The sequence below is a fragment of the Candidatus Pelagibacter sp. FZCC0015 genome, assembly GCF_007833635.1.
Lineage (GTDB): Bacteria > Pseudomonadota > Alphaproteobacteria > Pelagibacterales > Pelagibacteraceae > Pelagibacter.
In genome coordinates, this window is sequence record NZ_CP031125.1 from 937,340 (window position 1) to 958,202 (window position 20,863).

Genomic DNA, 20,863 nt, shown 5'->3' on the forward strand with positions numbered 1-20,863 from the left:
ATTTATGTCAGTTCAAATTAAGTATAAAAATAATTCTTACAAAGAGAAACCATCAAATCTCGTTTTATTTGTTGATGAAAAGTTCAATATTTTAAGTTTAAAAAAATATATTTTAAACTCTGAATATGCATTTATTTCTGATTTATTAAAAGTTGAAGATAAAGAAAAAAAAATCATATCTTTTGATATTAATTCTAAAAGAAAAATTATATTAGTTTCTTTAAAAAAAAATATTTCATCATCAGATTTAGAAAATTTAGGAGCAAAATTTTATGATCTCTTTAAGAATTTGAGGCAAAAAAAATATAACGTAAACACTGATACACTTCCAAATAATTTTAAAAAAATTATCGGACATTTTTTGCATGGTATTAAACTTAAATCTTATTCTTTTGATAAATACAAATCAAAAAAAAATGATAAAGATTTTTTTATAACTGTATTTGGAAAAAATATTTTACAACCAAAAGATCAAATAAAATTTAAAGCTATTGAAGAAGGAACATTTTATACAAGAGATCTAGTATCTGAACCTGGGAATGTTTTGCATCCAGATGAATATGCAAAAAGAATAAATTCATTAAGGAAACTTGGGTTAAAAATAAATATTTTAGATGAAAAAAAATTAAAAAAATTAGGTATGAATACTTTATTAGGCGTCGGCCAAGGAAGCATTAGAGGATCATATCTTGTAACAATGGAATGGAAAGGTTTAAAAAATAACTCTAAGCCCGTAGCTTTTGTGGGTAAAGGAGTCTGTTTTGATACTGGTGGTATTTCATTAAAACCTGCCAAGTTTATGGAAGATATGACTTATGATATGGCAGGATCGGCTGTTGTGGTTGGATTGATGAAAAGTTTAGCTTTAAGAAAAGCAAAAATAAATGCTGTTGGTGTTGTAGGTTTAGTAGAAAATATGCCTGGAGGTAACGCACAAAGACCAGGAGATATAGTAAAATCTTATAGTGGCAAAACTGTAGAAATTTTAAACACAGATGCTGAAGGAAGACTCGTATTAGCTGATGCCTTAACTTATACAGAAGAAAAGTTTAAACCAAAATTTATAATAGATTTAGCAACACTTACTGGAGCAATTATTGTTTCTCTTGGATCTGAATATGCAGGTTTGTTTTCAAATGATGACAAATTATCAAATCAGTTAATTAATGCAGGTGAACATGTAGAAGAGAAAGTTTGGAGAATGCCATTAAATAAAAATTTTGACAAACTTATAGACTCCAAAAACGCTGATATGCAAAATATAAATTATGTTGGAGGTGCAGGATCTACAACTGCAGCTCAATTTTTACAGAGATTTATTTTAAATAAAACACCTTGGGCACATTTAGATATAGCTGGAATGGCATTTTCTAAATATGGAGGAGCTTTAAATTCAGGCGGCGCTACAGGTTATGGAGTAAGATTATTAAACAAACTAATAGAGGATCATTATGAGTAATTTAGAACAAACCTTATCAATTATAAAACCAGATGCAGTGGAAAGAAATTTAGAAAACGAAATTAAAGAAATGTTTAAATCTAATGGTTTTAAAATTTTAAAAGAAAAAAAAATCCAAATTGAAAAATCAGAAGCTGAAAAATTTTATAAAGTTCATGAAACCAAACCATTTTATAATGATTTATGTGCCTATTTATCATCAGGTCCGATTGTTGTAATGGTTCTTGAAAAAGATAATGCAGTTTTAGAAAATAGAGAATTAATGGGTGCTACAAATCCAGAAGATGCAGAAGAGGGTACTATTAGAAAAAAATATGGGATTTCAATAGACAAAAACTCTGTGCATGGATCAGATAGTGTTGAAAATGCTAAAATTGAAATAGATTTTTTCTTTAAAGATTAAAAACTTTTAATATAGCTTTTGGGTACAGTTTATGCTCTTGAACTAAAATTTTTTTAGCAAGTGAGATCTCTGTATCTTTTTTTGAAATTTTTACTTTTTTTTGTAGAATAATTTTCCCCGAGTCTAATCTAGCATTTACAAAATGAACAGTGCATCCTGAGTATTTTTCTTTATTATTTAGTACTCTTTGATGAGTATTTAATCCTTTATATTTAGGTAGTAAAGAGGGGTGTATATTTAAAATTTTTCCTTTAAATTTTTTTATAAAATTTTTTGACAAAATTTTCATAAATCCAGCTAGACAAATCATTTCAATATTATTTTTTTTCAAGATAGAAAGTAGATTATTTTCGCTTAATTTTTTGTTTTTAAAATTTAAAACTTTTTTTTTAATTTTAAATTTTTTGGCATAATTTAAACCTTTTGCCTTAGAGTTATTTGAAACAATAAATTCAATTGATATAGGAGATAATTTAGTTTTAGAAAATTTAACTAAAGATTTTAAATTACTGCCCGTCCCTGAAATAAATACAGCTGTTCTAATTCTATTGATACCAGTTGATAGAACCATTTAACTTAACTTTGTTTTTATTACTTAAAATTCTTCCAATAACATATGGCTTGTATTCTTTTGAAAAAAATTTACTTATTTTTTTTAAATTTTTACTTTCAACAATAAGACAAAAACCAACTCCACAATTAAATGTTTTCAGCATTTCTTTATCAGAAATTCCATTATTTTTAAGCCAATTAAATATTTTAGAAGTTTTAATTTTATCTAAACTTATATGTGCAGAGAGCTTATCTGGTATTATTCTTTTAATATTATCAGACAAACCTCCCCCAGTTATATTTGCACAGCCATTGATTAAGTTATAGTTTATCAAATTCATTATTTCTTTAACATATATTTTAGTTGGTTTTAGAAGCTCAGATTTTAAAAATTTATTTTTTTTAATATTTATTTTTTTTTGTTTTAATAAATATCTTACAAGAGAATACCCATTAGAATGTAAACCGCTGGAAGGAATTGCAACTATAAGATTATTTTTTTTTATTTTATTTTTATTTAAAATTCTATTCTTTCCTACAACACCTACAGCAAAACCTGCGATATCAAATTTACCTTTTTCATACGTACCTGGCATTTCAGCAGTTTCTCCACCAACGAGTTCACATTCTGATTCATTACAGCCTTTGTTAATTCCTTTGATAATTGATTTAAGTTTTCTAAGATCAATTTTATTTATTGAAATATAATCTAAAAAAAGTAAAGGTTTAGCTCCTTGAACAATTAAATCATTAACACTCATAGCAACCAAATCAATACCAATAGTATCAAATTTATTTAACATATTAGCAATTTCAATTTTAGTTCCCACACCATCAGTACAAGCAACTATTTTAGGTTGTTTAATATTACCTGGTATATTTGTGATTGAACCAAACCCTCCTATATTAGAGAACTTTTTTTTGCCTCTTTTTTTTGCTGAAACTGTAGAAATGAAATCAACAAACTTATCTGCAGCCTTAATATTAACTCCACTTTTTTTATAGGTAAATTTTTTTTTATTCATTAATATGTTTTATGAAATTTATTTCTCTACTTAGTAATTTAAAGCTTTTATATAATTTTTTTTTATTTCTTGCTTTAATAAATATTTTCTTTTCCACAGGAAAAAGTTATGCAAAGACATTTTCTATAAATGATATTGAAATATCAACACCTTTTGAAATAAATTTTAATAAAAATGAAATTATCGATGAAGGATTTGTAAAGGCATTTAATGAACTTATTTTGTCAATTGTCCAAAGTAAAGATCAGGTAAAATTAAAAAATACATCAATTAATCAAATAAAAGGAATGATAGAAACTTTCTCAATTAAGGAAGAAAAGTTTATTGATGAAATTTATTATCTTGCCTTAAATGTTTCATTTAATAAAAAAAATATATTTGATTTATTAGAAACAAAAAATATTTTTCCATCTTTACCTGTGAAAAAAGATTTTTTATTCATCCCCGTACTTGTTGATCAAAATAAAAATCAAGTTTTAATGTTCTCTGAGAATAAATTATTTTACAGTTGGAATTTAAATACTAAAAAATACAGTCTTTTAAATTATATTTTGCCCACTGAGGATTTAGAAGATTTTAGATTAATAAAACAAAATATTAATATTTTAGAAACTTATGATTTCAAAGAAATTATAAATAAATACAATATAAATGACCACATTATTATGATTGTGTTTAAGGATAATAATAAAATAAGAGTATTTAACAAAATTTTTTTTAATAAAAATAACAATTTAAAAAATTTAAATTATACTGAGGTTAATTTTGATGATGAAGAAGAGTTATTTGAATTTATTGATAATTTAAAATTAGTCTACGAAGATTTTTGGAAATCACAAAATCAAATCAATACTTCAGTAAAGTTGTCTTTAAATATTTCTATTGATAACTCTAATAATATAAAAATTAATAAATTTGAAAAAATTTTATCTGATATAGATTTGATATATAATTTTTCAATTTATAAGTTCGATAATCGAAATAATTTTTATAAAGTTATTTTTAATGGAACACCTGATAAGTTTTTAGAAGTTATGAATGATCAAAATTATGATTTTGAAATAAAAAATAAAATTTGGGTTTTAAATGAAAAATCTTAATCAGCAAATACTTAAATTTGATTATGATCAAAATTTTAAAGATCAGGATTTTTATGTTTCAAGCAGCAACGAACACTCTTTTAGCCTTTTAAATAGTTGGCCAAAATGGGATAAAAATTTTATAAACTTAATAGGTGAAAAGTTTTCAGGAAAAAGTCATTTAATAAATATATTTTTAAAAAAGCATAAAGGAATCAAAATTAATGCGGAAGATATTAATAATGACTTTCTTCAACAAATTAAAATATATGAAAATATTATTGTTGAGGATTTAACTGAGAAAATAAATGAAAACTTATTATTTACACTTATAAATATAATAGATCAGGATAATAAGTACTTAATAGTAACCTCAAAAATACCAATAGTTGACTTTAAATTTAAATTAAATGATCTTAATTCAAGATCTGCTAATTTTATATTATCTCAAATTGAAAAACCTGGTGATGATTTAATTTATGCACTAATTTTAAAAAATCTTTCTGATCGTCAAATATCAATAGACCAAAAACTTATTGAATTTATAATTAAGAGAATTGATAGAACTTATGGCAAAATTTCCGATTTCATATATAAAATCGACGAAATTAGTTTAAAAAGAAAGAAACCAATCGATTTTAAAATTATAAAAGAAGCATTAGAGGTTTAATTGAATAAATACAGGACACATAGGTGTAATGAATTAAGAAAAGAGGATGTAGATAAAAAAATTTCTCTTTCAGGCTGGATAAATAAAAAAAGAGATCATGGGAATTTATTATTTATTGATTTGAGAGATAATTATGGAATTACCCAATGTATAATTGATAAAGATAATAAATATTTTTCTGATTTAGAAAAAATGCAATTAGAAACAGTAATTAAAGTTGAGGGAAAAGTCGTTAACAGATCTAAAGAAACAATTAATTCTGAAATTGACACTGGTGAAATTGAAGTTGTTATTGAGCAGCATGAAGTTTTAGGTACTTGTAAAGAGCTCCCTATGCCAATTTTTAGTGATCAAGAATATGCAGAGGAAATAAGATTGAAATATAGATTCTTAGATTTAAGAAGAAAAAAAATTCATGAAAATATTATTTTAAGATCTAAGGTTATTTCATACATCCGAAATGAAATGACTAAATTAGGTTTCTTAGAATTTCAAACACCAATTTTAACCTCATCTAGCCCAGAGGGTGCTAGGGATTTTTTAGTACCTAGTCGTTTAAATCCAGGAAAATTTTATGCACTACCACAAGCTCCTCAGCAATTTAAACAATTAATAATGGTTTCGGGCTTTGATAGATACTTTCAAATTGCACCTTGTTTCAGAGATGAGGATGCAAGAGCAGACAGAAGTCCTGGGGAGTTTTATCAATTAGATTTGGAAATGTCATTTGTTGAACAAGAGGATGTATTTAATGTTGTTGAAAAGTTAATGGTTAATACATTTAAAAATTTTTCAACTAAAAAACTGATGTTTGATAAATTTCCTAAGATTTCATACAAGGAAGCAATGCTTAAATATGGTACTGATAAACCAGATTTAAGAAACCCACTAATTATAAATGATATAACTGAAATTTTTACAAGAGAAGATGTTTCATTTGAAATATTTAAAAAATTAGTAAAATCTGGATCTAAAGTAAGATGTATTGTTACAAAAAATACAAAAGATAAGCCTAGAAGTTTTTTTGATAATATTGATAAATGGGCTAAAGAAGAAGGTGCCTCTGGTTTAGCTTATTTTACTTTTGAAAAAGATAAAGATATTTCAGCAAAAGGCCCTATAGGAAAATTCTTTTCTCAAGACGCATTGGTTGAAATCATGAAAAAAACAAACTGTGAAATAGGGGATAGTATTTTCATGGCTTGTGGAAAACAAGACGAATTAGAAAAAATTACTGCACTAGCACGAGATAAAATAGCAAAAGATCTTGATTTAATTGATGAAAATATTTTCGCATTTTGTTGGATTGTAGATTATCCAATGTTCGAAAAAGATGAATCAACAAAAAAAATTGAATTTAGTCACAATCCATTTTCAATGCCTCAAGGTGATTTAAGTGATAAAGATTTTGAAAACCCATTAGATATACTTGCTTATCAATACGATATAGTTTGTAATGGTATAGAATTATCTTCGGGAGCAATTAGAAATCATAAACCAGAACTTATGTATAAACTTTTCTCGATCGCAGGATATGATAAAAATCAAGTAGATGAAAAATTTAGTGGTATGATTAATGCACTTAGTTATGGCGCACCTCCACACGGAGGAATAGCACCTGGTATTGATAGAATCGTAATGTTACTAGCTAATGAGAAAAATATAAGGGAAGTTACTATGTTTCCAATGAACCAAAACGCACAAGATTTGATGATGAATGCACCATCTGAGGTAAATCCAGATCAATTGAAAGAATTAAATTTAGCTTTAAAAACTAAAAAATAATTTATTTTTTACCTTTTAAACTTATTTTTACATCTGAAAGATCAACTAGATTTTTTTTATAATTATTTCTCACGAAACCTTTGCTAGTAATATCTTTTACAATTTTTAATAATTGATTTTGATCCTCAGAATTTTGATCTTCTGTACTGATAGTGTCATTTCCTCCAATAGCCGGAGTATGGGCCAGATCTTCTCTATTTTGATATGAAATAGCTAATTCTCTGAAAATATAATCTAAAATTGATGTAGCACTTAAAATTCTATCATTACCATGTACTTTGCCTGATGGTTCAAATTTTGTGCCAACAAATGCACTTATAAACTCATCTAACGGAACACCATATTGAAGTCCTAGAGATACAGCAATTGCAAAATTATTCATTAAGGCTTTAACAAGCTCACCTTCTTTACTGGTATCAATAAATATTTCTCCAATTTTTCCGTCTTCATATTCTCCGGTATGTAGGTAAACTTTGTGGTCACCAATAGTAGCTTTTTGAATATATCCTTTTCTTCTGTCAGGCATACTAAATCTTTTACCTGACTTCTCGTTAGCTGTGTTTATACTTGTTATTATACTTTCTTTATTTATTGGGTTTTTTTTATCATTTTCAGTAACTACTTCTACTTTTTTGTTTTCAAGCACTTTATTGTTTTTAGGATCTAGACTTTTTGTTTTTCTGTTATCAAGTTTTACGTCTAAAACCTCAAATTTGCCATCATCTCTTTTCTCTAAATTTTTTAACTCTGCCTCGTTAATATCATCTAAATAATGATTTACTTTAAAAGTACAGGTATAATAAGTTTCAACTAAATACTTTGCCATTTGACCTCAACTTAAATTTTAATTTGAATAATGAATCAATTTATTTATATACATATTCATATTTTAGTCTAATTTAAATTTTACAATTTTTAATTGAATAAATAAAAAAATATTATGTTGACACTTTTAAGAAAAATTTTCACTTGGTGGAATCAAGATACTTTTGGAACAAGACTAAAAACTATTTTTTTTGGAAAACTAGTTGGTACTGATGAGCTAGGTAATAAATACTATGAGAGTAAAAACGGAAAAAGATGGGTTATCTATTCAAATACAATTGACGCATCAAAAATTCCAGTAGAATGGTATTCTTGGATACATTTTACACCAAATAAAATTGAGAAAAAACATACCTTAGAAAAATACGAATGGCAAAAACCACATCAAGAAAATTTAACCGGCACTGACGCAGCATATTATCCCAATAAAAATCAAGATGGTATTAAAAAGAAATACTCAAGTTGGAAAGAATAATTTTAAATTAATCTATTTAGTTTTTTTATTTTATTTTTGCTTAGTTTTAAACTTAAATGCAAAAAGTAATTTAGAGGGAACTTTTACTGATATAAAAATTTTAGATAAAATAAGTTCTAAAAACACCTTGCTTAAACTTAAAAATGGTGAATTAGTAAATTTTAAAGATTTATCAATTAAAAGTCTAAAATGTAAAAATTCAGAATTTGATGATAATCCAGAAATAACTGCCTATATACAAGTTCGAGATCTGACTAATAAAAATAATGATGAAGTTTTTGTTTTTAATGGTTGGATGTTTTCATCAAGTCCATCAATTACACCTTTTGATCATCCTGTTTATGATGTTTGGCTTGTAAACTGTTATTAAACAATTGAATCTTTATCTAGCCAACTAACGTTAAAATCCGAATTGATAAATTTTTTGTGGTTTAGTAATTTTTTATGCAGAGGTATTGTTGTGGTTATTCCTTCAATAACAAATTCATCTAAAGATCTATTCATTCTTTGTATTGCCTCTGTTCTGTTTCTACCATGACAAATTAACTTACAAACCATACTATCGTAATAAGGTGTTACTTTATATCCTTGAAATATTGCACCATCTACTCTGGTTCTAAAACCAGATGGTTGATGACACATAGTAATAACTCCAGGCGAAGGCTGAAAGTTTTTACTAGCATCCTCAGCATTTATTCTACATTCAATTGCATGTCCTCTAGGGTTTATATCACTTTGCTTCAAAGCTGTTTCTCCTGAAAAAGCGATCCAGATTTGTTCTTTAATTATATCAACCCCTGTAACCATTTCTGTCACAGGATGTTCAACTTGAACTCTTGTATTCATCTCAAGAAAATAAAATTTACCATCTTCATATATAAATTCAACAGTCCCAGCCCCCATATAACCAATTTTTTCAACCATTTTTACTGTTCTTTCAAATAAATCTTTTCTTATTTCATCATTTAAAACTGGACTTGGTGTTTCTTCTATTAATTTTTGATGTCTTCTTTGAACCGAACAATCTCTTTCGTGTAGGTGTACTGCTCTATTTTTTCCAGCTAATATTTGAACCTCAATATGTCTTGGATTTTGAAAAAATTTTTCAATATATACTTCATCATTACCAAAGTATTTTTGTGCTTCTGATTTTGCAGTTGAAAACAGCATTTCAAATTCTTCTTCCTTATAAACTATTTTCATACCTTTGCCTCCACCTCCACCTGAGGCTTTAATTAAAACAGGAAAACCAATTTTTTTACAAAGTTCTTTTGCTTCAGATATATCTTTTACTCCTCCTTCAGACCCTTCAATAACGGGCAATCCATTTTCTTTAGCTATTCTCTTTGCTTGGATTTTATCACCCATCATTTCTATATGTTTTGATGAAGCTCCAATAAAATTAATTTTGTTCTCTTCTAAAATTCTCGCAAAATTTGCATTTTCAGAGAGAAAACCATATCCAGGATGAACAGCATCAGCATTTGTAAGTTCTATAGCTGACATTAATGCTGGAATATTTAAATAACTATTTGCTGGTTGATGAGAACCTATACAAACACTTTCATCTGCCATTCTCACATGCATGCTTTCTCTATCTACATCAGAATGAACAGCAACAGTAGGTATTCCCCATTCTTTACATGCTCTAATAATTCTAACTGCAATTTCCCCGCGGTTTGCAATTAAAATTTTTTTAAACATTATTTATTCTAGGACAATAATAGTTTGACCAAATTCTACAGGCTGGCCATCTTCAACACAAATTTCTTTTACTACACCATCTGCTGTTGAGGGAACATGATTCATGGTTTTCATTGCCTCAACAATCATTATTGTATCACCTTTTTTAATTTTTTTTCCAATCTCAACAAATTTTTTAGCACCTGGTTCTGGAGCATGATAGGCAGTTCCAATTATAGGTGAAGTAATTTCAGTTCCTGATTTAATATTTTGAGTTTGAGTAGGTGATGAACTTGATGCAGGTGATGAGGACGAGATAACTTGAGGTTGATTACTTATTGAAACATTATTTTTTGATACTTTAATTTTTGTATCCTTTTCAGTTATCTCTATTTCAGTAAGATTAAATTCTTTTAAATAATCACTTAATTCTTTAATTATTTTTTTATCTATTTTCATTATGCAAAGCCTTTTGTAATGAAATTATGGCCAAAATATATCCTTCAGCACCCAATCCAAAAATTCCTCCTGTTACGACACCACTTATAAGTGATTTATGTCTAAATTCCTCTCTTTTATAAATATTAGATAAATGTATCTCGATGATTGGTTTTTTAAATAAATCTAGAGCATCTCTTATAGCTACAGAAGTATGAGTAAATGCAGCAGCATTTATAATCATACCATCAAATTTTTTCCTAGCATCTTGAATAATATTAACAAGCTCTCCTTCAACATTAGATTGAGCAAATTCAACATCAAGACCAATTTCTTTTGCTTTTTTAGAACAATTCTCTTTAAGCTGGTCATACGTAGTTGATCCATATTGTGATTGTTCTCTTTCTCCTAATAGATTAAGATTTGGACCGTTAATAATAATTATTTTATTATTCATTCAGCACTTATATACGATGAAAAAAATAAAAAAAATAAAAATTAAAATAAATGGTAAAATCAAATCTATAAATCAAGATTCTAACCTTTCTGTAGTGTTAAAAAATCTAAAAATTCCATTAAATAAAGTAGCTATTGAGCTTAATAAAGAAATAATAGATAAAAAAAAAATTAATAAAATAAAATTAAATAAAAATGATAAAATTGAAATAGTTCATTTTATTGGAGGTGGTTAATTTGAAAAAAGATAGTCTAATTATTGCGAATAAAAAATATAATTCCAGATTAATCGTTGGAACTGGAAAATATAAAAGTATGACTGAGTGTTCAAAAGCAATTAAACTCTCAGGAGCAGAAATTGTAACAGTTGCCGTAAGAAGGGTTAATATTTCAGATAAAAATAAGCCTTTGCTTATGGATTATATTGATCCAAAAAAAATTACATATTTGCCCAATACTGCTGGATGTTTTAATTCAAAAGAGGCTTTGAGAACTTTGAGATTAGCAAGAGAAATAGGTGGTTGGAAGTTAGTTAAATTAGAAGTTTTAGGAGATAAAAAGAATTTATTTCCCGACATGATTGAAACTTTAAAATCTACAGAAGTTCTCGCTAAAGAAGGTTTTAAGGTAATGGTTTATTGTAATGATGATCCTTTAATGGCTAAGCGTTTAGAGAATTCAGGTGCTGACGCAATTATGCCCTTAGCTGCACCAATTGGATCAGGACTAGGTATACAAAACAAAATCAATATTCAAATAATTAGAAAACAAACCAAACTTCCATTGATTATTGATGCTGGTTTGGGTCAAGCTTCAGACGCTACAATTGCAATGGAATTAGGATGTGACGGAGTGCTTGTTAACACCGCTATAGCAAAAGCAAAAAAACCATTTGAAATGGCGCTTGCTTTTAAAAATGCTGTTATCGCTGGTAGACAATCCTACAAGTCTGGAAGAATAGATAAAATTTTAATGGGTAATCCATCCTCACCATCAAAAGGAATTATTTAGTCTTTTTATAATACCTTTTTTTATTATATTTTTTTTTATTAATCTTTTTATTTTCTTTTTTTTCTGAAAATTTATCTTCTTTATTTTGTGTTTCTAAATTTTTTAATTTTTCATAATTTTCAATTAGCTCTATTGTCTTTTTTGATTTATTTTTAATATCTATAATGTACTCAGGTATAATTAAAGAATTATCGCTAATAATATCTATTTTCATTTTATTTTTTTTCTCAAAATAAGTTAAGTCATTAACAAAATTTTCTTTAAGGAAATCTGAAATTTTTTCACAAACTTTTAATTCAACGAATTTAGCTTTGTTAATTACAGCTTTTAACTCAACAATTTTTAAAAGTTTTTGAGCAAAAGACTCGTCTGTTAATGTAACCTTCCATTTTATTGCGCTTTCCCTCAGTCTTTGTCTTGACATCTCCAGAAGACCAAAATTACTTATTCTTCCAATTTGAATTCTAGCTCTATCTGACCTGCATTTTTCTTTAAGTTTTCTTTCTACTAACCTCCTATTTCCATAACTTAGCATATCAATAAAATCTATAATGATTAAACCAGACAAATCTCTTATCTTTATTTGTCTTGCAATTTCTTCTGCAGCTTCAATATTCGTATCTAGAGCAGTGCTTTCAACATTTTTTCCTTTTATTGAACTTCCAGAATTTATATCGATAGAAACTAAAGCTTCTGTCGGGTTAATAACCAAATATCCTCCTGACTTTAGTTTAATTTCAGAGTCAAAAATTTGATTTAACTTTTGTTCGATATTTTCTTGAATAAATAGTGGAATTTTTCCTCTATATTTTTTTACTTTTCTGACATTTGATGGCATCATTGTTTTCATGAATGATTGAGCTTTTTTATAACCCTCGTTACCTTCTACAATTATATTTTGGGTATTTTCGTCAAACATATCTCTCAATGTTCTTTTTATTATTTCACTTTCTTGATGTATTAAAGAAGGAGCAATAGAGTTTATTGCATTTTCTTTTATTTGACTCCAAGAATTAATCAAAGTTTCTAAATCACTATTTATTTCATTTTTTGTTTTATTGCTTCCAGCAGTTCTGACAATTAATCCCATCTCTTTAGGTATTTCAATTTCATTTAAAATTGATCTTATTTTTTTTCTATCAGAAGGATTAAATATTTTTCTTGATATGCCACCTCCTTTAGGAGTGTTAGGCATTAATACTATATACTTACCAGCAATAGAAATAAAAGTGCTTAAAGCTGCACCTTTTTGACCTCTCTCATCTTTAATAACTTGTACCAGAATTACCTGGTTAGGTTTAATTACTTCCTGAATTTTATATCTTTTAAATTTAAATCTATGCTCTTTCTTTTTTTCTTTTCCATCATATAAATTTTCTTTTTCAGCATTATTTTCTTTATTATTTGAATCTTCTTCTATTTGTTCTTCTGATATCTTTTCTATAGGATCATCAATTTCAAGTTTTCCTTCAGCAATATTTTCCTCTTCTTTAGCCTCAACTTCTCTTGAAAGTTCTTCTCTAGCTTTTTCCTCCTCTTCTTTAATTCTTTCTAAATCTGCTTTTGGTATCTGATAATAATCCGATTGAATGTCATTAAAAGATAAAAACCCATGCCTTTCTCTTCCAAAATCAACAAAGGCTGCTTGCAAAGAGGGCTCAATTCTACTTACTTTGCCTAAATAAATATTATTTTTAATTAAGTTGTTTTTTAAACCTTCGTACTCGTAATCTTCAATATTTTCACCTGATTTAAGAACAACTCTAGTTTCGTTAGGATGCGAAGCATCGATATATAAATTTTTTTCCATAATTTTGTGAATGTTAATTTCATTAGTAATTTAGTTTTTAAAATTTTGTTTAATTTTCTTGCCATATCTTTAACAAATTCCAAGATATAATGAAATTAAAATGAATAAATTTTTTAGAAATATCTTTATTTTAATTACTTCTTTTATTCTATTATCAACGATTTCGATAATAAGTGTTTTATGGACTTATTCTAATGATTTGCCCGATTATAAATTTCTTAAAAGTTACAAACCTCCTGTTTCCAGTAAAGTTTACTCTGGTAATGGTGATTTGGTGGCAGATTTTTCACAGGAAAAAAGAGTATTTGTTCCATTTAATTCAATTCCAAAAAATGTAATTAATGCATTTTTATCTGCTGAAGATAAAAATTTTTTCAAACATCCGGGTGTTGATGCTAAAGGTGTTATTAGGGCTGTAATAAATAATATTTCAAATATTTTATCATCTAAAAGGTTAGAGGGAGCATCTACAATTACTCAACAGGTAGCAAAAAACTTTTTATTAACGAATGAAATAAGTTTAAATAGAAAAATTAAGGAGGCAATTCTAGCTTTTAGAATAGAGAGAGCTTTATCTAAAGAAAGAATTCTAGAACTTTATCTAAACCAAATTTATCTTGGAAGTGGAGCATATGGAGTAGCTGCTGCAAGCTTAGAATATTTTGATAAATCTATTAAAGATTTAAATTACTCAGAAGCCGCTTTATTAGCAGCTTTGCCAAAAGCACCTAGTAGATATAATCCTTATAGAGATCCAGATATAGCAAAATTTAGAAGAAATTTAGTTTTAAAAAATTTGCTAGATAATAATTATTTAACCTCAGAATGGTATGAAAAACTTATAAAAGAGAAAATAATTTTAAAAAAAAATAAAAAAATTTTTTTAGAAGATGCTCAATATTTTATTGAAGATGTGAGAAAGAGCGTAATTGAAACTTTGAGCTATGATAAAGTTTACAAACAAGGTTTTAATATCAATACTCCAATAGATTTAAATTTACAAACAATTGCAACAAAATCACTTAGAGATGGATTAATAGCATATGATAAAAGAAAGGGATGGAGAGGACCACTTACTAACAAGATTTATAATTCAGAATGGAAAAAAGATTTAGAAAAGTATAAATTAGAAAATTCAATTAATTGGAAATTAGCAATAGTCAAAAAGATAAATAAATTTTCAGCAGAAATAGAAACAGAAGATAATATCGAAGGTGTTATTGAATATCAGAGCATTTCTTGGACAAAAAAAGAATTTAATAAATTATTAAAACCTGGTGATATTGTTTATGTTAAAAATCTTAAAGAAAATATTTTTAACTTACAACAATTACCAAAGGTGAATGGTGGAATTGTTGTGATGGATCCATTTACTGGAAGAGTTTTAGCACTAAGTGGTGGTTTTAGTTTTAAACAAAGTGAATTTAACAGAGCAACTCAAGCTAAAAGACAGCCTGGATCAGCTTTTAAACCATTTGTTTATGCATTAGCCTTAGAGAATAATTTTACACCAACATCATTAGTTCTAGACGCACCACTGGTTTTAGACCAAGGAGATGATTTAAAAATGTGGAAACCAGAAAATTATGGAAAAAAATTTTATGGGCCGTCGACTTTAAGGGTTGGTTTAGAGAAATCTAGAAATTTAATGACAGTAAGAATAGCCCAAAATCTTGGTGTAGAGAAAATAGTTGATTTTTCAAAAGCATTAAAAATTTATGATAATCCAGAAGAACTTTTATCCATATCTTTGGGATCCGCTGAAACAACTTTATTAAAACTTACATCTGCTTATTCAGTTTTTGTTAATGGAGGAAAACTTGTTGAACCAATACTGATAGATAGAATTCAGGACAGTGAGGGAAATACTATTTTTAATAATGATAAAAGAAAATGTATTAATTGTGATCAAATTTCTTATTTAACCAATGATTATCCAGAAATTAAAAATAACTATACACAAATTTTTTCTCCACAAACAGCTTTTCAAATGACATCAATTTTAGAAGGAGTTGTTCAAAGAGGTACAGCTAAAAAACTAAAAGACTTAAATTTAAATATTGCAGGTAAAACTGGAACAACAAATAAAAATACAGATACTTGGTTTATAGGTTTTACCTCAAATGTACTAGTTGGTGTTTATGTTGGTTCAGATAATCCAACTCCATTAGGAAAATATGAAACAGGATCCAAAACGGCTTTACCAATATTCAAAAGTTTTATAAGTGATTCTGTTAAAAAATATGATGCGAGACCATTTAAGGCTGCTAAAGGTACATTGATGATGGTTGTTGACCCTTTAACAGGTCAAAAAGCAAAATTTAACTCAAAGAATACTATTATTGAGGTTTTTAAAAAAGAAAATGTGGTTAATGGAAAAGTACTTTATACAAATTCAGATAGATTAGATTCAAATAATATATTAAAGTTTTACTAATGGATAATAATTATCAAAATTTTAAAGAAGAAGTTGAAAAGATAAATCAAAAAATACAGGAGTATCTTTGAAAAAAACAATATCCATTCAAAACTACAATCTTTAAATTCACAAATGCTGAGTGCCGATTTTTGGCAAGATAAAAATAACTCTCAAAAAGTAATCAAAGAAAAGAAATTTTATGAAGATTTAACTAACTCTTTAAATAATAATGTTGAAAAACTTAAAGATCTAGATGATTTAAATCAACTGGCGCTTGAAGAAGAGAATTTACAGGTCCAAAAAGAAGTTCTTCAAAATATTAAAGACTTAAGATGTGAAGTTAAAAAAAATGAAATTAAATGTTTTTTATCTAATGAAGCAGACCCTTTAAATTGTTACATAGAAATACATGCTGGAGCTGGAGGCACAGAAAGTCAAGATTGGGCCGATATGTTAAGAAGAATGTATTTAAAATGGTCTGATAAAAAAAATTTTAAGTCAAGTTTGATTAGTGAACATAGAGGTGACGAGGCTGGTATAAAGTCTGCAACAATTAAAATAGATGGTGACTATGTTTTTGGATGGTTAAAAAAAGAGTCGGGAATACATAGATTAGTTAGGATATCTCCATTTGACTCCGGAGCAAGAAGACACACAAGTTTTGCAAGTGTTTGGATTTATCCAGTTGTAGATGAAAATATAAATATAGAAATTTTAGAAAAAGATTTAAGAATAGACACATATCGTTCTAGTGGAGCAGGTGGTCAGCATGTTAACACCACTGATAGTGCAGTTAGAATAACTCACATTCCATCAAAAATTGTTGTTCAATGTCAAAATGAAAGATCGCAACATAAAAATAAAGAAACATGCATGAATATGTTGAAAGCAAGATTATATGATTATGAAATAAAAAAAAGAGAGGAAGAAAATCAAAATGTTGAAAGTTCTAAATCTGAAATAGGGTGGGGCCATCAAATTAGATCATATGTTTTACAACCTTACAGACTTGTAAAAGATAATAGAACTAGTTTTGAAAGTACTAGTCCTGATAAAGTATTAGATGGTGACATCGATGAATTTTTAGAACAATCGCTTTATAAATTAAATGAAAAATAATATTTTAAAATATTTTATTCTGCTCCTGTCGGTGTTAGTTATTTTGATAGTTTACCTCAGCACTGTAGGTATAGAGACAGATAAATTTAACGATCAAATAAAAAAAAGAATTACACTAATAAATAAAAAGATAGATATAGATTTAAACAAAATTAAATTAACTCTAGATCCTTTTAAACTAAAAATTTATGCAAAAACAGTTGGTACCACAGTATATTTTTCAAAAAAACCTTTAGCATTAGAAAGCATTAAAACGCAAGTTTCACTCAGTTCTTTAATTAAAAATAAGATTTCATCATCAAATATAGAGGTAAAAACGAAGTCTATATTATTAAATGATTTAATTAAATTTATTCGTACAACAAATAACAAACATGAATTATTTATATTAGAAAAAATTGTAAAAAAAGGTCACGTAATTATAGATCTGAGTTTGAACATCGATGAAAAGGGTAAACTTAAAAATGATTATATCATTGAAGGTTTGATAAAAGATGCAAGTATTAATTTTTTAGATAGGGCTAATTTTAAAAATATAAATTTTAATTTCAATTTTCAAAAAGATAATTATCATTTTGATAAAATAAATTTTAAAGCAGAAGAAGTAGATTTTATTTCAAAAAAACTTAACGTAAAAAGAAAAAAAAATAGCTTTTTAATTGATGCTGTTGTTGAAAACGATCAATCAAGTTTAAATTCAAATATATTAAAATTATTAAATTTAAGTTTTGAAAATATAATTGTTGATGATACTAAATTTAAAACAAATAATGAATTTTCTTTGGAAATAAATGAAAAATTCAAAGTTAAAAATGTTATTTTAAATTCTGATATAAATATTACTCAGCTAAAATATAAAAATTTAAAAATAATTAATAAATATTTTCCAGAAGTTGATGATCTAATTTTACTAGATAATCATAAATTAAATTTAAATTATAAGGACAAAAATTTATCAATTAAGGGTGAGGGACAAATTCAGTTTAATGCTGAAGAAGTAGATGATATTAAATATTTTATAAATAAAAAAGATAATGATTTAAGCATAGATTCAGAATTATTTTTAAAAAATATAGTTTTAGAACAGCAAGACTTTTTAAAAATTTTCTTCCCTCAAACAAATAAAAATATTAATTTTAATAATCAAAAATTAAAAATTAATTTTAAAAATAATAACCTTACTTTTTCAGGGTATGGAAAATTCAAAATCGATAAAGATTTTGAAGATATTGATTATTTAATTGAGAAAGAAAAAAATAAAATAAGTTTTAATACTAATTTAAATGTAAAAAATACAAAATTCATAATTGATAATATTAATTATGAAAAAAGAGATGATAGCCAAATGTATCTTCAAATTAATGGAGAAATAAAAAATAATAAAAATCTAAATATAAATAACTTTATTATTAATGAAGAAAATAATAACATTAAAATTAAAAATTTATCTCTTAACGATTCTAATCAAATAATAAAAGTTGATGAGGCAAATTTCAATTATGTAGATATAGAAAATAAAAAAAATATTTACAATATAAAAAAAGTAGAAGGAAAAAAATATTTAATTGATGGCACTTTATTTAATGCAAATTCTTTAATTTCGAATTTGCTAGATGCCGATGATAAAAAAGAAAACAATTTTTTTGAAAATAATATAAGTATGGACCTAAATTTTGATGAAGTTTACTTGGATAAAGTATACTTTGTTAAGGATTTAAAAGGAAAGATAAATATTATTAATAACAAAGTAGAGGAAGCCGATATTTTAGCCTTTTATAATAATTCACAAAATATAAAGTTTACAATTAAAACAAATAATCAAGGTGAAAAAATTACTACCCTTTTCTCATCTAAGGCAAAACCCCTAGTAGATAGATATAAATTTATTAAAGGATTTAAAGATGATAGAGAGGGATATTTAGACTTTTACTCTTTGAAAAAAGATGGAGTATCAACATCTAAATTAGTAATTGATAATTTTAAAGTTAAAGAAATTCCAGCGCTAGCCAAGTTGTTGGCTCTTGCATCTCTTCAAGGAATAGCAGACTTACTTACAGGAGAGGGAATTAGATTTACAGATTTTGAAATGAATTTTACTAATCAAGATAAACTAATGAAAATTCAAGAATTATATGCAATTGGTCCAGCAATATCTATTTTATTGGAAGGATACATTGAGGAGGATAAATTAATTAGTTTAAGAGGAACCTTGGTTCCAGCGACAACAATTAATAGATCTATCGCTTCAATACCTTTGCTTGGAGATTTATTGATTGGAAAGAAAGTAGGTGATGGTGTTTTTGGAGTCAGCTTTAAAATTAAAGGTCCCCCTAAAGATTTAGAAACTACTGTAAATCCTATAAAAACTCTAACACCCAGGTTTATTACTAGAACTTTAGAGAAAATTAAAAAAAATTAATTTAATTCTATTTTAATATGTCTTTTTTTTCCGAGGGAAAGTTTAAGATAATTATCTTTAAATAAGTTTTTATTAATTTCAAATTTTTCATCTGAAATAACATCGTCATTAATTTTTACCGCATTCCCTTTTATAAGCCTTCTGATTTCGCTTTTCGAGTTTTCTAGTTTAGATAATAAAACAAGGTCTACTATATTTATTTTTTCTTCTATTTTATTTGATTGAATATTAACTTTAGGTAAGTTCGAACCTAGAGTGTTTCCGGAGAAAGCTTCTTTTGCTGCTTGCTCAGAATTTTTAGCTGCTTCCTTTCCATGTAACATTTCTGTGGTTTTATTAGCAAGTAGTATTTTTAATTCATTTATATCTTTATTTTTAATTGTTTCTATTTCCTTAATTTCAATTTCAGTAAACATTTTTAAAAATTTAATTACATCTCTATCATCTACGTTTCTCCAAAATTGCCAATAGTCATAAGCTGATAAGTATTTTTCATCCAACCAAATAGCCCCGCTTTCAGTTTTTCCCATTTTAGCACCAGTTGCTAGTGTAATTAAAGGTGTTGTTAAACCAAAGGTTTGATTATTAGAATATCTTTTAATTAGCTCAACACCATTAACAATGTTTCCCCATTGATCTGAACCCCCGATTTGCAAGACACAATTTTCTTTCTTATTTAATTCAAGAAAATCATATGCTTGTAAAATCATATAATTAAACTCCATATAGCTTAGAGATTGTTCTCTATCTAATCTGAGTTTTACACTATCAAATGTTAGCATTCTATTTATCGTGAAATGTTTTCCGATATCTCTCAAAAACGAAATATAATTTAAATCTTTAAGCCAAGTATAATTGTTTACAAATATTGGCTTTGTATTCGGATCATCATTATCTAAAAATTTTTTTAAAATATTTTTGATATTTTTAATATTTTTTTCAATCACATCCTCACTTAATATTTTTCTAGTTTTATCTTTACCAGATGGATCCCCAATTCTTGTAGTTCCTCCACCAAGTAAAACTATTGGTCGATGTCCATTTTTTTGAAGTAGTCGTAAACACATTATTTGAAGTAAGCTACCCACATGTAAGCTTTCAGCTGTACAATCAAAACCTATGTAGCCTTTAATCTTTTCTTCATCTAATTGTTTGGATAGTTCATCTTCACTTGTACATTGATAGAAAAAACCTCTATCTTTAAATTCTTTTAAAAATTTATTCATAAGTTTATA

General features: G+C 26.5%; 20 protein-coding genes. 12 read left to right on the forward strand and 8 right to left on the reverse strand.

All coding sequences use genetic code 11. The annotated features are described in order from the left end of the window. The first annotated feature begins 4 nt into the window (after positions 1-4). The gene (locus DT059_RS04915; RefSeq protein WP_145597262.1) at positions 5-1,459 is read left to right on the forward strand and encodes a leucyl aminopeptidase; all 1,455 of its coding nucleotides are present in this window, start codon (positions 5-7) and stop codon (positions 1,457-1,459) included. Next, positions 1,452-1,862, forward strand: coding sequence for a nucleoside-diphosphate kinase (ndk, locus tag DT059_RS04920; RefSeq protein WP_145597264.1), 411 nt, complete (start codon positions 1,452-1,454; stop codon positions 1,860-1,862). The genes DT059_RS04915 and ndk overlap by 8 nt, the downstream gene beginning before the upstream one ends. Here ndk and purN read toward each other — a convergent pair. Next, positions 1,852-2,433: a phosphoribosylglycinamide formyltransferase gene (gene purN / locus DT059_RS04925; protein WP_145597266.1), complete on the reverse strand. Its 582-nt coding sequence runs from the start codon at positions 2,431-2,433 to the stop codon at positions 1,852-1,854. The genes ndk and purN overlap by 11 nt on opposite strands. Further along, on the reverse strand, positions 2,408-3,439 hold the full coding sequence (gene purM, locus DT059_RS04930) for a phosphoribosylformylglycinamidine cyclo-ligase (protein ID WP_145597267.1): 1,032 nt from the start codon (positions 3,437-3,439) through the stop codon (positions 2,408-2,410). The genes purN and purM overlap by 26 nt, the downstream gene beginning before the upstream one ends. A gap of 11 nt (positions 3,440-3,450) precedes the next feature. On the opposite strand from purM, the gene DT059_RS04935 reads away from it, so the two are divergent. Genes DT059_RS04935 through aspS form a run of 3 tightly spaced genes read left to right on the forward strand, consistent with a single transcriptional unit; the run spans position 3,451 to position 6,973 of the window. Beyond that, a complete protein-coding gene (locus DT059_RS04935; RefSeq protein ID WP_145597269.1) occupies positions 3,451-4,539 on the forward strand; it encodes a hypothetical protein in 1,089 nt (362 codons plus the stop codon). After that, positions 4,526-5,188, forward strand: a complete 663-nt coding sequence (locus DT059_RS04940) for a DNA replication protein (protein WP_145597271.1) — start codon at positions 4,526-4,528, stop codon at positions 5,186-5,188. Before DT059_RS04935 ends, DT059_RS04940 begins: the two co-directional genes overlap by 14 nt. After that, positions 5,189-6,973 (forward strand): aspartate--tRNA ligase, encoded by a 1,785-nt coding sequence (gene aspS, locus DT059_RS04945; protein ID WP_145597273.1) that lies wholly within the window; start codon positions 5,189-5,191, stop codon positions 6,971-6,973. It begins immediately after the preceding gene. A gap of 1 nt (position 6,974) precedes the next feature. Here the strand turns inward: aspS and DT059_RS04950 are convergent, their stop codons facing one another. Beyond that, entirely contained in the window at positions 6,975-7,799 is an 825-nt protein-coding gene (locus DT059_RS04950; RefSeq protein ID WP_145597275.1) for a TSCPD domain-containing protein, read from the reverse strand. Positions 7,800-7,913: 114 nt separating this feature from the next. Between DT059_RS04950 and DT059_RS04955 the strand changes: the two genes are divergently transcribed. Both DT059_RS04955 and DT059_RS04960 read left to right on the forward strand, forming a co-directional pair. Further along, entirely contained in the window at positions 7,914-8,273 is a 360-nt protein-coding gene (locus DT059_RS04955) for an NADH-ubiquinone oxidoreductase subunit NDUFA12 family protein (RefSeq protein ID WP_075504265.1), read from the forward strand. Then, positions 8,236-8,643, forward strand: a complete 408-nt coding sequence (locus DT059_RS04960) for a DUF2155 domain-containing protein (protein ID WP_145597278.1) — start codon at positions 8,236-8,238, stop codon at positions 8,641-8,643. Before DT059_RS04955 ends, DT059_RS04960 begins: the two co-directional genes overlap by 38 nt. Here DT059_RS04960 and accC read toward each other — a convergent pair. From accC to aroQ, 3 genes are read right to left on the reverse strand one after another with little or no spacing between them, the layout of a single operon-like run. Beyond that, on the reverse strand, positions 8,640-9,977 hold the full coding sequence (accC, locus tag DT059_RS04965) for an acetyl-CoA carboxylase biotin carboxylase subunit (protein ID WP_145597280.1): 1,338 nt from the start codon (positions 9,975-9,977) through the stop codon (positions 8,640-8,642). The genes DT059_RS04960 and accC overlap by 4 nt on opposite strands. Positions 9,978-9,980: 3 nt before the next feature. Further along, the gene (locus DT059_RS04970; RefSeq protein WP_145597282.1) at positions 9,981-10,415 is read right to left on the reverse strand and encodes an acetyl-CoA carboxylase biotin carboxyl carrier protein; all 435 of its coding nucleotides are present in this window, start codon (positions 10,413-10,415) and stop codon (positions 9,981-9,983) included. Beyond that, positions 10,402-10,851: a type II 3-dehydroquinate dehydratase gene (gene aroQ / locus DT059_RS04975; RefSeq protein ID WP_145597284.1), complete on the reverse strand. Its 450-nt coding sequence runs from the start codon at positions 10,849-10,851 to the stop codon at positions 10,402-10,404. Before aroQ ends, DT059_RS04970 begins: the two co-directional genes overlap by 14 nt. A gap of 16 nt (positions 10,852-10,867) precedes the next feature. Between aroQ and thiS the strand changes: the two genes are divergently transcribed. After that, the gene (gene thiS / locus DT059_RS04980; protein WP_145597285.1) at positions 10,868-11,086 is read left to right on the forward strand and encodes a sulfur carrier protein ThiS; all 219 of its coding nucleotides are present in this window, start codon (positions 10,868-10,870) and stop codon (positions 11,084-11,086) included. Between the two features lies 1 nt (position 11,087). Next, the gene (locus DT059_RS04985; RefSeq protein WP_145597287.1) at positions 11,088-11,861 is read left to right on the forward strand and encodes a thiazole synthase; all 774 of its coding nucleotides are present in this window, start codon (positions 11,088-11,090) and stop codon (positions 11,859-11,861) included. On the opposite strand, the gene DT059_RS04990 is transcribed toward DT059_RS04985, so the two are convergent. Beyond that, entirely contained in the window at positions 11,854-13,671 is a 1,818-nt protein-coding gene (locus DT059_RS04990) for an Rne/Rng family ribonuclease (RefSeq protein WP_145597289.1), read from the reverse strand. The two genes, DT059_RS04985 and DT059_RS04990, sit on opposite strands and share 8 nt — an antisense overlap. A gap of 100 nt (positions 13,672-13,771) precedes the next feature. Here DT059_RS04990 and DT059_RS04995 point away from each other — a divergent pair, with 100 nt between their 5' ends. The 3 genes from DT059_RS04995 to DT059_RS05005 all read left to right on the forward strand — a co-directional run bounded on the left by DT059_RS04995 (position 13,772) and on the right by DT059_RS05005 (position 19,628). Continuing rightward, entirely contained in the window at positions 13,772-16,108 is a 2,337-nt protein-coding gene (locus tag DT059_RS04995) for a penicillin-binding protein 1A (protein WP_145597291.1), read from the forward strand. Then, a protein-coding gene (prfB, locus tag DT059_RS05000; RefSeq protein ID WP_445082355.1) for a peptide chain release factor 2 occupies positions 16,108-17,209 on the forward strand; the annotation gives its coding sequence in 2 pieces (ribosomal slippage) (positions 16,108-16,176 and positions 16,178-17,209; 1,101 coding nt in all). The genes DT059_RS04995 and prfB overlap by 1 nt, the downstream gene beginning before the upstream one ends. Further along, positions 17,199-19,628 carry an AsmA-like C-terminal region-containing protein gene (locus DT059_RS05005; RefSeq protein WP_145597295.1) on the forward strand — a complete coding sequence of 810 codons (2,430 nt, stop codon included), beginning with the start codon at positions 17,199-17,201 and terminating at the stop codon, positions 19,626-19,628. The genes prfB and DT059_RS05005 overlap by 11 nt, the downstream gene beginning before the upstream one ends. Here the strand turns inward: DT059_RS05005 and tyrS are convergent. Continuing rightward, positions 19,625-20,854 carry a tyrosine--tRNA ligase gene (gene tyrS, locus DT059_RS05010; RefSeq protein ID WP_145597297.1) on the reverse strand — a complete coding sequence of 410 codons (1,230 nt, stop codon included), beginning with the start codon at positions 20,852-20,854 and terminating at the stop codon, positions 19,625-19,627. The genes DT059_RS05005 and tyrS overlap by 4 nt on opposite strands. Between the last annotated feature and the right edge of the window lie 9 nt (positions 20,855-20,863).

Excerpts from the sequence above, each read along its gene's own strand:
- DT059_RS04990 (WP_145597289.1), bottom strand. The coding sequence starts at position 13,671 with ATGGAAAAAAATTTATATATCGATGCTTCGCATCCTAACGAAACTAGA.
- aroQ (WP_145597284.1), bottom strand. The coding sequence starts at position 10,851 with ATGAATAATAAAATAATTATTATTAACGGTCCAAATCTTAATCTATTA.
- ndk (WP_145597264.1), top strand. The coding sequence starts at position 1,452 with ATGAGTAATTTAGAACAAACCTTATCAATTATAAAACCAGATGCAGTG.
- DT059_RS04915 (WP_145597262.1), top strand. The coding sequence starts at position 5 with ATGTCAGTTCAAATTAAGTATAAAAATAATTCTTACAAAGAGAAACCA.
- thiS (WP_145597285.1), top strand. The coding sequence starts at position 10,868 with ATGAAAAAAATAAAAAAAATAAAAATTAAAATAAATGGTAAAATCAAA.
- tyrS (WP_145597297.1), bottom strand. The coding sequence starts at position 20,854 with ATGAATAAATTTTTAAAAGAATTTAAAGATAGAGGTTTTTTCTATCAA.
- DT059_RS04955 (WP_075504265.1), top strand. The coding sequence starts at position 7,914 with ATGTTGACACTTTTAAGAAAAATTTTCACTTGGTGGAATCAAGATACT.
- DT059_RS04950 (WP_145597275.1), bottom strand. The coding sequence starts at position 7,799 with ATGGCAAAGTATTTAGTTGAAACTTATTATACCTGTACTTTTAAAGTA.
- DT059_RS04935 (WP_145597269.1), top strand. The coding sequence starts at position 3,451 with ATGAAATTTATTTCTCTACTTAGTAATTTAAAGCTTTTATATAATTTT.
- DT059_RS04970 (WP_145597282.1), bottom strand. The coding sequence starts at position 10,415 with ATGAAAATAGATAAAAAAATAATTAAAGAATTAAGTGATTATTTAAAA.
- purN (WP_145597266.1), bottom strand. The coding sequence starts at position 2,433 with ATGGTTCTATCAACTGGTATCAATAGAATTAGAACAGCTGTATTTATT.
- DT059_RS04995 (WP_145597291.1), top strand. The coding sequence starts at position 13,772 with ATGAATAAATTTTTTAGAAATATCTTTATTTTAATTACTTCTTTTATT.
- DT059_RS04940 (WP_145597271.1), top strand. The coding sequence starts at position 4,526 with ATGAAAAATCTTAATCAGCAAATACTTAAATTTGATTATGATCAAAAT.
- purM (WP_145597267.1), bottom strand. The coding sequence starts at position 3,439 with ATGAATAAAAAAAAATTTACCTATAAAAAAAGTGGAGTTAATATTAAG.
- DT059_RS05005 (WP_145597295.1), top strand. The coding sequence starts at position 17,199 with ATGAAAAATAATATTTTAAAATATTTTATTCTGCTCCTGTCGGTGTTA.
- DT059_RS04960 (WP_145597278.1), top strand. The coding sequence starts at position 8,236 with ATGGTATTAAAAAGAAATACTCAAGTTGGAAAGAATAATTTTAAATTA.
- accC (WP_145597280.1), bottom strand. The coding sequence starts at position 9,977 with ATGTTTAAAAAAATTTTAATTGCAAACCGCGGGGAAATTGCAGTTAGA.